At 65.7% G+C, this 14,001-nt stretch carries 14 protein-coding genes; 2 read left to right on the top strand and 12 right to left on the bottom strand.

The window, feature by feature from the left end:
- Positions 1 to 50 precede the first annotated feature (50 nt).
- The 6 genes from BM279_RS03500 to ribBA form a co-directional block, all read right to left on the bottom strand.
- Positions 51 to 1,061, bottom strand: a complete 1,011-nt coding sequence (locus BM279_RS03500; RefSeq protein WP_093500958.1) for an ABC transporter substrate-binding protein — start codon at positions 1,059 to 1,061, stop codon at positions 51 to 53.
- Positions 1,062 to 1,403: 342 nt separating this feature from the next.
- Positions 1,404 to 2,552 (bottom strand): ABC transporter ATP-binding protein, encoded by a 1,149-nt coding sequence (locus BM279_RS03495; protein WP_093500956.1) that lies wholly within the window; start codon positions 2,550 to 2,552, stop codon positions 1,404 to 1,406.
- Positions 2,553 to 2,569: 17 nt separating this feature from the next.
- Entirely contained in the window at positions 2,570 to 3,379 is an 810-nt protein-coding gene (locus tag BM279_RS03490) for an ABC transporter permease (protein WP_093500954.1), read from the bottom strand.
- A 6-nt stretch (positions 3,380 to 3,385) separates the two neighbouring features.
- Complete coding sequence (locus BM279_RS03485) at positions 3,386 to 4,294, bottom strand: ABC transporter permease (protein WP_093500952.1); 909 nt, start codon at positions 4,292 to 4,294, stop codon at positions 3,386 to 3,388.
- A 1-nt stretch (position 4,295) separates the two neighbouring features.
- Positions 4,296 to 5,321 carry an ABC transporter substrate-binding protein gene (locus BM279_RS03480; RefSeq protein WP_093500950.1) on the bottom strand — a complete coding sequence of 342 codons (1,026 nt, stop codon included), beginning with the start codon at positions 5,319 to 5,321 and terminating at the stop codon, positions 4,296 to 4,298.
- Between the two features lie 221 nt (positions 5,322 to 5,542).
- On the bottom strand, positions 5,543 to 6,649 hold the full coding sequence (ribBA, locus tag BM279_RS03475) for a bifunctional 3,4-dihydroxy-2-butanone-4-phosphate synthase/GTP cyclohydrolase II (protein ID WP_093500949.1): 1,107 nt from the start codon (positions 6,647 to 6,649) through the stop codon (positions 5,543 to 5,545).
- Between the two features lie 73 nt (positions 6,650 to 6,722).
- On the opposite strand from ribBA, the gene BM279_RS03470 reads away from it, so the two are divergent.
- Positions 6,723 to 7,016 (top strand): DUF1330 domain-containing protein, encoded by a 294-nt coding sequence (locus BM279_RS03470; protein ID WP_027908448.1) that lies wholly within the window; start codon positions 6,723 to 6,725, stop codon positions 7,014 to 7,016.
- 66 nt (positions 7,017 to 7,082) lie between these two features.
- On the opposite strand, the gene BM279_RS03465 is transcribed toward BM279_RS03470, so the two are convergent.
- From BM279_RS03465 to BM279_RS03445, 5 genes are all read right to left on the bottom strand, one after another.
- Complete coding sequence (locus tag BM279_RS03465; RefSeq protein ID WP_093500947.1) at positions 7,083 to 8,015, bottom strand: PfkB family carbohydrate kinase; 933 nt, start codon at positions 8,013 to 8,015, stop codon at positions 7,083 to 7,085.
- Complete coding sequence (locus BM279_RS03460; RefSeq protein WP_093500945.1) at positions 8,005 to 9,468, bottom strand: purine-cytosine permease family protein; 1,464 nt, start codon at positions 9,466 to 9,468, stop codon at positions 8,005 to 8,007. Before BM279_RS03460 ends, BM279_RS03465 begins: the two co-directional genes overlap by 11 nt.
- Positions 9,469 to 9,536: 68 nt before the next feature.
- Entirely contained in the window at positions 9,537 to 10,553 is a 1,017-nt protein-coding gene (locus tag BM279_RS03455; protein ID WP_093500943.1) for an ADP-ribosylglycohydrolase family protein, read from the bottom strand.
- Positions 10,550 to 11,263, bottom strand: coding sequence for a GntR family transcriptional regulator (locus BM279_RS03450; RefSeq protein WP_036987673.1), 714 nt, complete (start codon positions 11,261 to 11,263; stop codon positions 10,550 to 10,552). Before BM279_RS03450 ends, BM279_RS03455 begins: the two co-directional genes overlap by 4 nt.
- An 87-nt stretch (positions 11,264 to 11,350) precedes the next feature.
- Entirely contained in the window at positions 11,351 to 12,259 is a 909-nt protein-coding gene (locus BM279_RS03445) for a LysR family transcriptional regulator (RefSeq protein ID WP_093500941.1), read from the bottom strand.
- A 101-nt stretch (positions 12,260 to 12,360) separates the two neighbouring features.
- On the opposite strand from BM279_RS03445, the gene BM279_RS03440 reads away from it, so the two are divergent.
- Entirely contained in the window at positions 12,361 to 13,326 is a 966-nt protein-coding gene (locus BM279_RS03440) for a DMT family transporter (protein ID WP_093500939.1), read from the top strand.
- 106 nt (positions 13,327 to 13,432) lie between these two features.
- Here BM279_RS03440 and BM279_RS03435 read toward each other — a convergent pair whose 3' ends face one another.
- Entirely contained in the window at positions 13,433 to 13,996 is a 564-nt protein-coding gene (locus BM279_RS03435) for an NUDIX hydrolase (protein WP_093500936.1), read from the bottom strand.
- Positions 13,997 to 14,001 lie beyond the last annotated feature (5 nt).

Here is a 14,001-nt window from a genome sequence, read left to right as displayed (position 1 = left end):
TAATATAAAATACTTTGGCGAGTACCCGAGACCCCTCTTGTCGAAAAGCGTCAGTTCTTGGCGGCCTGCCAGGCGTACCAGCGCTCGGCGATGCGCTCGCCGTTCAGGCTCCAATATTTGAAATCCAGGGTGATCTGCCCGGCCTTGTGAGCGCTCGGCTGGCTCTCCGCCAGCTTGGGATCGACCAGTGCCGAAGCACTCAGGTTGACGGGCGCGTAGCCGGTCAGCGAGGAGAAATCCGCCTGCGCCTTGGGGCTGGTGGCGTGGGCGATGAAGGCGCGCGCCGCGTCGGCGTTCGGTGCACCGCGGGGAATCACCAGGAAATCACCGGTCACCAGGTTCTGCTGCCAGTTGATGCCCACCGGCGCCCCCTGATCGCGCAGGGCGTTGACCCGGCCATTCCAGAACATGCCCAGTCCGGCCGTGCCGCTCGACAGCAACTGCTGGGACTCGTCGCCGCTGCCCCACCAGGCGATGTCGCCCTTGATGCTGTCGAGCTTGCGGAAGGCGCGGTCCAGGTCCAGCGGGTACAGCTTGTCGGCGGCCACGCCGTCGGCGAGCAGGGCGATCTCCAGTACGCCGGGGCTCGGCCACTTGTACAAGGCGCGCTTGCCCGGATAGGCGCGGGTGTCGAACAGCGCCGCCCAATCCTGCGGCGCGCTGGTGAGCACCTTGGTGTTGTAGCCGAGGATGAAGGAGAAGTAGAACGAACCGGCGCCGTAGATAGTGACGAAGCGCGGGTCGATGGTGCGTTTGGCGATCTGCTTGAAGTCCAGCGGCTCGAGCAGGCCTTCACGGCCGGCACGCAGGGCGAAGTCCGCCTCCACGTCGACCACGTCCCAGGTGACCTTGCCGCTTTCCACCATGGCCTTGAAGGCCGCGTAATCGGTGGGGCCGGCCTGCTCGACGCGAATGCCGGTCTGCTGGGTGAAGGGCTCGCTCCAGGCCCGGGTCTGCGCGGCCTGGGTGCTGCCGCCCCAACTGACGAAGGTGAGGCTCTGCTCGGCGTGAGCGGTGGAAAACAGCTGCAGCCCCAGCAGCATGGCCAGCACTATGCGCATGGAAATCCCTCCCGAACGATTGAAGATGCCCTTGGCTGTCGACCTGGCGAAGCTGCCGCGATCGCGCACTGTACTGGCACATTGCAAGATGCGCTCCAGATTGCCCAAAGCGCTGCGGCGGGCGGCGGCGGTGCCAGCCGCCGGGCGCGCGGGTTTTATGTGGGAAAAGCAGTACCACTTCTTAAGGGAGGGAGTAACGGTTGAGGGGCTTTCAGTGATCCAGTGTGGGAGCGAGCGGGGACACCTAGTCCATGTCCGCGATTTTTCGCGCGCATGGCGGGCTCCCACAGGTACAGCGCCGATTTATGCCGACTGCTTTACAAAGATAGACCGCACAAGCACTCAGTGCGCCCCGGCGCCCTTGCTCAGGTCGCTCTCGTTCCAGCTGTCGTACAGGCAGGCCTCGCTGGCTGCCCAGCGTACCTTCGCATGGGCACCGGGTTGCAGGGGTTGCAGGCCGCTGCCCATGGCTTTCAGGGTCAGGTGGCAGCCGCCCGGCGTGACAACGTGGCAGGTCAGGCTTTCACCGAGGAACACCACTTCGGCGACCTGCACGGCGATCTCGTTCCAGCCGGCCGGCAGCGGGCTTTGCGCAGCGACCTCCAGGGGCAGCACCTGGGCCTTTTCCGGGCGCAGCATCAGCAACACGTCCTGGTCGTTCTTCAGGTTGGCGGTCGGAGTGATCGCCAGGCTCTGCTGCTCGAACTGCACGGCAGCCTGGCCGCTGACCTTGGCCCGCAGGAAGTTGGAGTTGCCCAGGAACGAGGCGACGAAGGCGTTCGGCGGGTTCTGGTACAGGTCATAGCCGGTACCCAGGCCGACGATCTTGCCGTGGCTGAAGATGGCGATGCGTTGGGACAGGCGCATGGCTTCTTCCTGGTCGTGGGTCACGTAGACGATGGTGATGCCCAGGCGACGGTGCAGGTGACGCAGCTCGTCCTGCAGGTCCTCGCGCAGTTTCTTGTCCAGGGCACCGAGGGGTTCGTCCATCAGCAGGATGCGCGGCTCGTAGACCAGCGCCCGGGCGATGGCCACGCGCTGCTGCTGGCCGCCGGACATCTGCGACGGGCGACGGTGGGCGAAGGCTTCGAGCTGCACAAGCTTGAGCATGGCGTCGACCTTGCGCTTCTGCTCATCGGCGCTGAGTTTGCGAATGCCCAGGGGGAAGGCGATGTTGTCGCGCACGTTGAGGTGCGGGAACAGCGAATAGCGCTGGAACACCATGCCGATATCGCGCTTGTGCGGCGGCACGTTGACCAGTGATTTGCCCTCCACGAGGATTTCCCCGGAGCTGGGCGTTTCGAAGCCGGCGAGCATCGACAGCGTGGTGCTCTTGCCCGAGCCACTGGAGCCGAGGAAGGTGAGGAACTCGCCGTCCTGGATATCCAGGGAAATGTTGTCCACAGCGGTGAAATCGCCGTAGTGCTTGTTCAGGTTGCGCAGGCTGACCAAGGTCTGGGGCGCCTGTTGTTGTTTGATGACGGCACTCATGGGGTTCTCCTCGGCGCTCAGCCTTTGGCTTCGGCGCGCCGGCGTGCAATGGCGGCGATGAACATGACCAGCAGGGAAAGGGCGATCAGCAGCGTCGAGGCGACGGCGATCACCGGGGTGAGATCCTGGCGCAGCGTCGTCCACATCTTCACCGGCAGCGTCTGCAGGCCGGGGCTGGCCATCATCACGCTGAGCACCACCTCGTCCCACGACACCAGGAAGGCGAACAGCCCACCCGATACCAGGCCTGGGCGAATCGCCGGGAAGGTCACCTTGACGATGGCCTGCAGGCGGGTGGCGCCGCAGATCACCGCGGCATCCTCGATGGACTGATCGAACAGCTTCAGCGAGTTGATGATCGAGATGATGGTGAACGGCAGCGCGACGATCACGTGGCTGACCACGAAGGCGAATAGCGTGCCGGTGTAGCCGAGCTTGAGAAACAGTGCGTACACCGCCACGGCGATGATCACCAGCGGCACGATCATCGGCAGGGTGAACAGTGCGTACAGCAGTTCACGACCCGGGAACTTGCCGCGCACCAGGGCGAAGGCGCTGGGCAGGCCGATGGCCAGGGCGCACACGGTGGTCAGCAGCGCCACCTTGAGGCTGACCAGCGCCGAATCCATCCACTGGGCGTTGGAGAAGAACTGCCCGTACCACTTCAGCGTCCAGCCCGGTGGCGGAAACACCAGCCACTGCGAGGAGCCGAACGACAGCAGCACGATGAACAGGATCGGCAGCAGCAGGAACACGGCGATCAGCGCGGTGGTCGCGTTCAGGCCGTAGCGCAGGCCACGACCCATGGCATTGGGTGACAGCAGCATGGCGGCTTACCTCGCAGTGCTGGAAGCGACCGGCGATTCCGGTTGCAGCTTCAGGTAGACGTAGAACAGCACCAGGGTGATGAGGATCAGCAAGGCTGCTGCCGCACTGGCGATGCCCCAGTTGAGGAACGATTGCACCTGCTGGATGATGAATTCGGGGAGCATCATGTTCTGCGCGCCGCCGAGCAGCGCCGGGGTCACGTAGTAACCCAGGGACATCACGAAGACCATCAGGCCGCCGCTGAAGATGCCCGGTCGGCACAGCGGAATGAATACCTTGAAGAAGTTGCGCCATGGGCTGGCACCGCAGATCGAGCCGGCCTGCAACACCATCGGGTCGATGGCGCTCATGGTCGCCTGCAGCGGCAGCACGATGAACGGGATCATGATGTAGCTCATGCCGATCACCACGCCGGTCAGGTTGTGCACCATCTCCAGCGGCTGATCGATGATGCCCAGGCCCATCAGGAATTTGTTGACCACCCCCGAGGACTGCAGCAGCACCAGCCACGAGTAGGTGCGCGCCAGCAGGCTGGTCCACATCGACAGCAGCACGATGCTCAACAGCCAGCGGCCCCAGCCACTTGGCATCAGGGTGATCGCCCAGGCCAGGGGGAAACCCAGCAATAGGCTGATCAGGGTTACCAGCCCGGCCACCGCGAAGGTGTTGAACAGCACCTTGGAGTACGCCGAGTTGGCGAATAGTTGGGCGTAGTTGCCCAGGCCTGGTTCCGGTTCCAGCACGCCACGCAGCAGCAGGCTGACCAGCGGTACCAGAAAGAACAAGCCAAGAAACAGCAGGGCAGGCAGCAGGTACGGGGCACCGCGCCAGCGCGCTGCCCGTTCCGGGTTACCGTCAGCGCCATTGCGCTGACGGCTTGCTGCACCGACCTCAGGGGTACGGAGCGCGGTCATTTCACTTCACCAGCCATTCGTTCCAGCGGGTGGCGATCTCCGCGCCGTTCTTGGCCCAGTAGGCGTAGTCCAGGGTGATCTGGTCGGCCTCGTGGGCGGTCGGCAGGTTCTCTGCCAGCACCGAATCCAGGCGTGCCACGCTGTCCAGGTTGACCGGCGCGTAGGCGGTCAGGTTGGAGAAGTCGGCCTGGCCCTTGGCGCTGCTGGAGTTAGCCAGGAACTTCATGGCCGCTTCCTTGTTCTTGGCGCCCTTGGGCACGACCAGCATGTCGGCCATGACCAGGTTCTGCTTCCAGCTCGCCGCGACCGGCGCGCCATCTTCCTGCAGGGCGTGGATACGGCCGTTCCAGAACTGGCCCATGCTCGCCTCGCCGGAGGCCAGCAGCTGCTGCGACTGCGCGCCGCCGCCCCACCAGACGATGTCCTTCTTGATGGTGTCGAGTTTCTTGAAGGCGCGGTCCAGATCCAGCGGGTACAGCTTGTCCTTTGCTACGCCGTCGGCCAGCAGGGCCAGTTCCAGCACACCGGGGCTCGGCCATTTGTACAGGGCGCGCTTGCCGGGGTAGGTAGCGGTGTCGAACAGCGCGCTCCAGTCCTCGGGCTTCTTGCCGCCGACCGCGCCTTCGTTGTAGCCGAGCACGAAGGAGAAGAAGAACGAACCGACGCCGTGGTCGTTGACGAAGCGTGGGTCGATGCGATCGCGCTTGATGACGTTGAAGTCCAGCGGTTCGAGCAGGCCTTCGGCCGCGGCGCGCAGGGCGAAGTCGGCTTCCACGTCGACCACGTCCCACTGCACGTTGCCGCTCTCGACCATGGCCTTGAGCTTGCCGTAGTCGGTGGGGCCGTCCTGCACGACGGTGATCTTGGTGTCGCGGGTGAAGGGGTCGGCCCAGGCGGCTTTCTGCGCATCCTGGGTGGTACCGCCCCAGCTGACGAAGTTGACCGTTTCCGCCGAGGCGGTGGTCGTGATTGCAGCACTCAGGATGCTCGCGGCGAGCACCGAGGTAACACCTTTGATAAACACCATCTTGCTTGCCCTCTTTGTTGTGTTTGTGCGCAAGCGGGCGTTTGCCCGCTTAACCGGAGCAGTGGATCTTCAATGGCGGCCATCATCGGTGTTTCAGTCGGGGTGACCCGTGCGGACACGCGATAAATTGGCTGGCATTAGGGATATCATATTATGGTATTCCAAACTTTGCGCAAGCGATTTGCCATACATCTTTTGGCGCTCGTACGACCGGCTGTCCGTCACTCGAACGGCACGGTCTCCACCACTTCCAGCTCGTAACCGGCCAGACCCGCGTATTTGAGCGGCGGGCCGAGGTGACGCAGCTTGCCGACGCCGAGATCCTGCAAGATCTGCGCACCGGTACCGACCTCGGAATACACCCGCGGCTGGCCCCGGTTGAAGGGCCGTTGCGGCTGGGTCAGCTGCGGTACGCGTTCGAGCAGGGCTTGCGACGACTCATGGTTGGCGAGCACCACGACGACACCCTTGCCGTCGGCAGCGATGCGTTCCAGGGCGGCCCACAGCGTCCAGCTGCGCGGCCCGGAATACTCGGCGCCGACCAGATCGCGCAGTGGATCGATGGCATGTACGCGCGCCAGGGTCGGTTCGTCATGGCGGATGTCGCCCATCACCATGGCCATGTGTACGCCGCCGGCGATGCGGTCTTCATAAGTGATCAGACGGAACTCGCCGTGCACCGTGGGCAGTGCGCGCTCGCCGATGCGGGTGATGGTGTGCTCGGTGCTCAAGCGGTACTGGATGAGGTCGGCGATGGTGCCGATCTTGATGCCGTGCAGCGCGGCGAAGGCTTCCAGGTCGGGGCGGCGGGCCATGCTGCCGTCCTCGTTCATCACCTCGACGATCACCGCGGCAGGCGTCACGCCGGCCAGTCGGGCCAGGTCGCAGCCGGCTTCGGTGTGCCCGGCGCGGGTCAGCACGCCGCCTTCCTTGGCGCGCAGCGGAAAGATATGGCCCGGCTGCACAAGGTCGCTGGGCTTGGCATCGTCGGCCACGGCGGTCAGCACCGTGTGGGCCCGGTCGGCAGCGGAAATGCCGGTGGTGATGCCGCTGGCGGCTTCGATGGAAACGGTGAAAGCGGTGGAAAATACGCTACCGTTGCTGGGCACCATCTGCTCCAGGCCGAGACGCTGGCAGTGCTCGTCGGTCAGGGTCAGGCAGATCAGGCCGCGGGCTTCGCGGGCCATGAAGTTGATTGCCTGGGGTGTGCAGAATTCGGCGGCGAGCAGCAGGTCGCCCTCGTTCTCGCGGTCTTCGTCGTCCACCAGCAGGACCATCTTGCCCTGGCGAAAGTCATCGATGAGTTCACGGATGGGATGGAAGGGCATGGCGGTTCTCGCAGGTCGGATTATTTTGAATTATGGTATACCGTAATACGCAGTCAAATTAAAGGAGTCAGCTATGAAGGGTTACTGGATCGCGCACGTGGACGTCACCGACCCCGAGCGCTACAGCGAGTACACCAAACGCGCGCCGGCCGTGTTCGCCGAATTCGGCGGCAAGTTCCTGGCCCGCGGCGGCCGCTCCGAGGCGCAGGAGGGTCGTGATACGCCTCAGCGTAGCGTGGTAATCGAGTTCGAGTCGTACGAACAGGCGGTGGCCTGCTACCGCTCCGCGGCCTACCAGGAGGCGAGCAGCTACCGGGCCGGCGCAGCGCGTTCGGAAGTGATCATCGTCGAGGGCATGGCGCCCTGACCCGGCAGGGCTGAGCCAGCGAGGCCCGCCCTTGATCAGGTGAATGCCGATCGAGGCGGGCTGGGGTCAGCGGATGGCCTGTTCGGTCAGAAAGGCGTCGAGCTCGCTGGCCTGCGGGCAGGTTGCCGGGCCGTGACGGGTGACCGCGATGGCTGCCGCGGCATTGGCGCGCGCGGCGGCGGTTGGCTCGGGTAATCCGGCGGCCAGGCTGGCCAGGAATACGCCGATATGGGCATCGCCGGCGCCGTTGGTGTCCACCGCTTCTACGGCAAAGCCCGGTACCTGCAGGCGCCAGTCGCCGCGCGCCAGCCAGCAGCCCTGCGGGCCGTCGCGCAGAATCACCAGGGCACCTTCCGGCAGCCGCGCCGTGAGGCGCTGCAGGGCCTGCTCCAGGCTGTCGGTAGCGGTGAACTGCAGGGCTTCCTCTCGATTACTGCTCCAGATCGCCAGGCGCTCCAGCAACTGCTCGGCGCCCGGGATATCCGGGTTGCAGGCCAGCGGGCCGGGATCGAACACCAGTGCACCGGCCGCGCCGCCCTGCTGCAGCCAGGCCAGCAGCGGGGCCGCCTTGCAGGCATGCAGCAGGCTGTAGCCGCTGACCATCACCCAGTCCGTGGCCGTGGCGGTTTCGTGCTGCAGGTCCTCGGTGTGCAGCACGCCTTCGGCGCCCACATGGGTGACGAACGAGCGCTCGGCGCTGGCGTCGGTCAGGGCGACGCACAGCCCGGTATCGCCTTCGGTACTCGGCGGCAGGCGGCACTCGATGCCTTGCGCCTGCAAGGCCTGGCGCGCCATGTCGCCGAAGCGGCCAACTCCATGGCGGCCCAGGTAACAGGTTCTCAGGCCGTTGCGCGCGGCAGCGGCCATGACGTTGAAGCCGCCGCCCACTGCGAAGGCCGCACTGCTGGCCAGCACGTCCTGGCCGGCGGCGGGCAGGGCGCTGACGTTCATCACCAAGTCGACGACCACCTGGCCGGTGTACAGCAGCCTAGCGGCCATGGGCGGCCTCGTGGGTCATGGCGGCGCGGCGGTCACGGCAGCCACCGAGCAGCGCATACAGGCCACCGGCGACCACGAAGGTGACGATCCAGCCCAGGCCGTTCTGGCCGAACCAGGAGTCGGCCAGCCAGCCGTGGAACAGCACGTTGCCCGCGCCGATCTTCACCGTGGTGAAGCTGAAGCCCAGCACGATTGCCACCGCCCAGGCGCCCAGGGCACGCCACTCCACGCCGCCGGCGTACCAGTAGGCACTGCTAGGGCTGACGTTCATCAGGTCGGCCGCCTCGTAACGCTGACGGTGGCGCAGGTCGACCAGGAAGATGCCCACCCAGGCGGTGATCGGCACGGCCAGCATGGAGATGAAGGTGATGAACGGGCCGTAGAAGCTCTCGGCGATCAGCATGAAGTAGATCGAGCCGATGAAGATCGCCACGATGTCGACCACCACGGCGTAGACCCGCTTGACCCTGAGGCCGAGGGTGAGGGTGGTCAGGCCCGCGGAATACACCGACAGGTTGTTGGACAGCAGCAGGCCGCCGAACGCGGTGATCAGGTAGGGCACGGCCATCCAGGTCGGCAGCAGTTCGCGAATCGCCACGATGGGGTCGGTCGCCGAGGCCAGGTGATCGTTGCCCACCGAAATCAGGCCGCCCAGGGTGATCAGCAGCACCAGCGGAATGCCCGCACCGAAGGCGGCGGAAGCCACCAGCCCGGCCGCCCGCACGCTCTTGTGCTGGTAGCGCGACATGTCGGCGCCGGCATTGGCCCAGCCGATACCGGTACCGGCCGCCATGGTGCCGATGCCGATCAGCACGGCGGACATTGGCGCTGGCGTGGCCGCCCACACCAGGGCCCAGTCGATGTGCAGGGCGAGAAAGCCGCCGACCACCAGGTTCAGCGCGCCGAACACCCAGGTGGCCCATTTCTGGATTACCAGCAGGGTGGCATGGCCGAGGCCGGAGACGCACAGGGTCAGCAGCACGAACAGGCCGATGAACAGCAGGGTCAGCAAGGGCGCCGACTTGGCCTCCACCGGTGTGCCCTGGACGATCGACACCAGCGACAGCAACACGAAGGCCGCCGTGGTGGTGTTGACCGTCTCCCAGCCCAGTCGCGAGCCGAGCGACACCAGGGTCGGGCCGATATTGCCGCGCATGCCGAAGATCGCCCGCGACAGCGTCAGGCTCGGCGCGCGGCCACGGCGCCCGGCAATCGACAGCAGGCCGACGATGGCGAAGGAGCCGCCGGCGCCGAGGATGGCGACAATCAGGGCCTGCCCGATCGATAGGCCTTGAAAGGCGATCAGCGTGGCACCCAGCGGCAAGCCGAGGATGCTGATGTTGGCCGCGAACCAGACCCAGAACAGCTGCAGCGGGTGGCCGTTGCATTCATTCTCGGGGACTGGCTCGATGCCGCGGGTTTCCAACTTGCCCACCTGTTCGGATGCACGCATGACACAACTCCTGCAGTCGTTGTTGTTGGCAGGGCTGGGTGACCGCACGGGCTGCCACCCCATAGGATTCAGGTCGTTCGCAGGGCCAGCAGCTGGTCGGTCAGCGGCGCCAGGTCGATCTGGCTGACCGCGCAGACCTGCGCCACTGCTTCGTTTGGCCAGGCGCCCAGGCCATGGGTTGCACCGAGCATGGCGCCGAGCACGGCGGCGATGGTGTCGGTGTCGCCACCCAGGCTGGCGGCCATGCACAGGGCCTCATAAGGTGTCAGTTGGCCGTTGGCGACGGCGCGCGCCAGGGCGAACGCGGCGACCACGGACTCCTGGGACGCCACCGAGGTGCCGATCACCTCGTAGATCAGGTCGGGCAATACCTCGGCGCTGGCGGTGCTGCACAGCTGGGTGGTCCACTCGATGCGTGCCGCTATGTCGCCGCCGGCCACCCAATGGCCAAGTCGCTGGCCTTGCCGGGCCGCCGCGACTCCACTGTCCAGGGCGCTGGCCAGGCCGTCGCCATTGATGCCCGCCGACACGACCGCCGCCACTGCAGCGGCGCTGGCGATACCCAGGCCGGTGTTGTGGGTCACCTGGCAGGCCTGCAGCACCTGCGCCATGAAACGCTCGGGGTCACGCACGTCGGCGGCGATGCCTACCGGGGTGATGCGCATCGACGCGCCGTTGGTGGTGCCGAAGCGCCCGGCCTGTTCCGGGCTGGCGCCGGCGAGAATCATCTCGATGGCGCGTTTGGTCGACGGGCCGAGCAAGTCCTGCGAGCCCTTGGCGCGCATGGCTGCTTCCCAGTCGATCAGGCGCTGCGCCAGGTCGGTCGGTGCGATACGGCCTTGGCCTGCGACCAGCAACTCGCCAACCAGGATCGCCTGCTCGGTATCGTCGGTGATCGCGCCAGCGGGCATGTTCGGGGCGATGGGCTGGTCGGCGTCGGCGTCGATCAGGCCGTCGATGCGGCCATAGCGTGCGCGGATCTGTTCGCGGGACAGCGACTGGGTCGGCATGCCGAGGGCATCGCCCAGGGCCAGCCCGAGGAAGGCCCCGAGCGCGCGGTCTCGCGCGGTGGAAAGCTGGTTCACTGGGCGTCTCCGAATTCGAGATGAAGTTGAAAGTGCAGCGGGTCCAGGTAGCTTTCGACGCGCTCCATGAAGCGTCCGCGGTTGTCAAAGGTTTCCCTGATCACCCGCAGGAATACGCTGCCCGGTGTGCGTTGCAGTTGGCTGGCGGCCTCGTCGTCGAGCGGCGCTGCGCCGATCCACTGCTTGCCCTGTCCGGCGCGATAGCCGTGGGTGGCCAGCGTGGCGGTCAGCGAGTCCTCGAGCAGGCCTTCTTCGGCAAGATTTTCCAGGCCATCGCAGGCTGGAATCAGTGCCCGCTCGAGCGACACCAGGCTGCCATCGGCGGCCCGCCGGCGCCGCTCGACGAGCATGAAGCGGGCGCGGCCGAAGCGTTCGGCGAATTCCTCGCGTTCCACGCAACTGATGCCCAGCAGCTCGGTCTGGATCTGCACGCCGCCGGCGGCAAGGGCCTGCGCCCAGCCCCCGCTCTGGTGCAAAGGCACACCGTCATAGGTAACCACGGAGCCGACACCCGGCTGGGTGCCGATGTAATTGCGCCGCTTGAGCTCGGAAAGCGCCTCGCGCAGCGTGCCGCGGCTGACGTCGAAGGCTGCCGCCAGCTCGTGTTCACCGGGTAGTCGCTCGCCTGCGCCGAGCACGCCTTGCTCGATGCGTTCGGCCAGGGCGCGAACCACGCGGGTTTTCTTGTCGAATCGAACCTGTCTAATCATGTACAAATTAGTACCGCCAGAAGGCAGCGTTCGCAAGCGCTTTCGGTAGATAACGCGCTTCGGGTTATCTGGTAGGCGGCCGGAGGCCTACAGCTCGGGCCTTTCCGGGTGGGCGACCCCGGAAAGATGGCTAACCAGTTGCCGGGCATGGGGCGGCAGGCTTTCCCAGTCGCGGATGCACAGTCGCAATTCGCGGTTGGCCCAGCTGTCGGCGATGTTGACCAGCGTCAGCGGCAGCTCTTGGGCCATCCGTGAGGCGGCCGCCTCCGGCAGCATGGCAAGGCCCGCGCCCTGGGCGACCAGTTGGGCGATGGCGTCGAAGCTCGGTGCCCGCACTCGCACGCGCAGGGCGATGCCGGCAGCGATGGCCTTGTCTTCGATGAAACGTTGCATCGCCCGTTCCGCCGGCAGGCCGATATAGGGAAAGCTCAGCGCCTCCACCAGCTTGGCCTGCCGTCGACCGGCCAGGGCATGGCCTTGAGGCACCAGCAGCACCAGGCGGTCGTGGCGAAACGGCAGGGACAGCAACCCGCCGGTTGGCTGGTTGCCGTCGTAGACGCCCAAATCACTCTTGCCGGCCTGCACGTCACGCAGAATCGAACGACTGCTGCCTTCGGTCAGCTGCAGATCCACCTCCGGGTAATCGGCCAGAAAGGGGCCGAGTGCCGCCGGCAGGAAGGTGCTGTTGGCCACAGTAGAAGCGCACAGCCTGAGCACCACGCGGCGCTGGCCGGACAGCTCCTGCAGGTTGTCCCTCAGGCGCTGCGCTTCGTTGAGGATCCGCTGGCAGGCTTCGAGCACCAGACGCCCGGCCGGGGTCGGCGTCATGCCGTTGGCATTGCGGACGAACAGGCTGACCTGGCAGCGTTCCTCGAATTGCCGCAGCCGGGTGCTGGCCGCCGACACCGCCACCGGAAAGGTCGCCGCCGCCTTGCTGAGGCTGCCGGTCGAGGCGATGGCGACCAGCAGGCGCACGTCCACAAGATCGAAATGCACAGGGTTTCTCCAAAACAGAAGGCAGCCTTAGGAAAATAGCGATTCTGGGTCGACGCCATTCGGATCAGAATAACCGTTCCTTGCCTCGGATACCGATCGTCATGAGCCCTTCCGCGTTTTTTCAGCGCTGCGCCAGTAACGGCAGCCTGTTCGCCATCCTTTCCGCTGCCGGATTCAGCATGAAGGCGATCTTCGTCAAGCTGGCCTATGCGGCCGCCCCGGTGGAAGCGATCACCCTGCTGGCGATGCGCATGACCCTCGCCCTGCCGTTGTTCCTGTGGCTGGTCTGGTTGAGCCGCGGCGGCGCTGGCGGGCGCTTCTCGCCCGGTGACGGCGCCCGTGTCGTGGTGCTGGCGCTGTTCGGCTATTACCTGTCGAGCCTGTTCGATTTCTACGGGCTGCAATACATCACCGCGGGGTTGGAGCGCTTGATCCTGTTCACCTACCCAACCCTGGTGCTGGTGTTCCAGATGATCGCCTTTCGCGAACGCCCCAGCCGTCGCATGCTGCTGGCCATGGCTGTCTGTTACCTGGGCCTCGGCGTGGCGCTGATGCACGACATCGGCGCCACCGACATGGGAAGCCAGGTGATCATCGGCTCGCTCTGGGTATTCGCCAGTGCCGTGACCTACGCGCTGTACTACCTGGGCACCGGGGTGATGGTGAAGCGCCTGGGTTCGATGCGCCTGGCCGGCCTGGCGGGCAGCGCGTCGTCGTTGATGGTGCTGGCACACTTCTTCATCAGCGAACCGGCCGGCAGCATGCTCGCGCAACCGGCCCACGTGTGGCTGTGCGCCGCGCTGATGGCGATGATTTCCACCGTGCTGCCGGTGTACTGGATGGCCCTGGCGATCCAGCGCATCGGCGCCACCAACACCGCAGCCGTCGGCAACCTCGGCCCGGTGCTGACCATCTTCGCTGCCTGGGCGCTGCTCGGCGAAGCCATCACGCCCTACCAGATGGCCGGGCTGGCGCTGGTGATGTTCGGTATCTGGAAGCTCAAGGCGGGCGCTGCGAAGAAGGTCGTGGTTGCAGATGTGGCCGGGGGCAAGCCGAGTTCGGTCTAGGCAGAGCTGAAGATGGATGCGCGCTTTTTGTGGGAGAGGCTTTAGCCTCGATTGTCTGTAGCTGACTTAAAGGCTGGGGGCTAAAGCCCCTCCCACAGAGGCTGCTTTAGCGGATGAAATGCACCTTGCCGGTATCGTCGCTGCCCATGTAGATGCCGTAGCTGCCCGTCTCGCGCTCGGCGATATAGCGTTCCAGGATCTGCCGGATGGCCGGGTAATAGATCTGCTCCCAGGGAATGTCTTCGGGGGCGAAGAAGCGGCGGGCCAAGGTTTCGCTGCCGAAGTAGCCGATGTCATGTAGCAGCTTGGCACGGAAGATCAGGTACACCTCGCTGATCGCCGGCACGCTGAACACCGAATAGGGGCAGGTGATTTCCGCCACCACGCCGGCTTCCTCGCGCACTTCGCGCAGTGCCGCTTCCTCGGTGGTTTCGCCGTTTTCCATGAAGCCGGCCGGCAGCGTCCAGGTGCCGATGCGCGGCTTGATGGCGCGCTGGCACAGCAGGTAGCGGCCGTCCTGCTCGATGATGCAGCCGGTGATGATCTTCGGGTTTTCGTAGTGGATGTGCCCGCAGCCGGCGCACACCAGGCGGTGGTGGTCGTCGCCTGCCGGGCGACGCCGTTCCAGCGTCGCGCTGCCGCATTGATTACAGAAGCGCGGGCTGGGCATGGCGG

The organism is Phytopseudomonas straminea (genome assembly GCF_900112645.1).
GTDB classification, from domain to species: Bacteria; Pseudomonadota; Gammaproteobacteria; order Pseudomonadales; family Pseudomonadaceae; genus Aquipseudomonas; species Aquipseudomonas straminea.
Note: the sequence above shows the minus strand (reverse complement) of the source record. Positions and strands in the feature narration are given on the sequence as shown.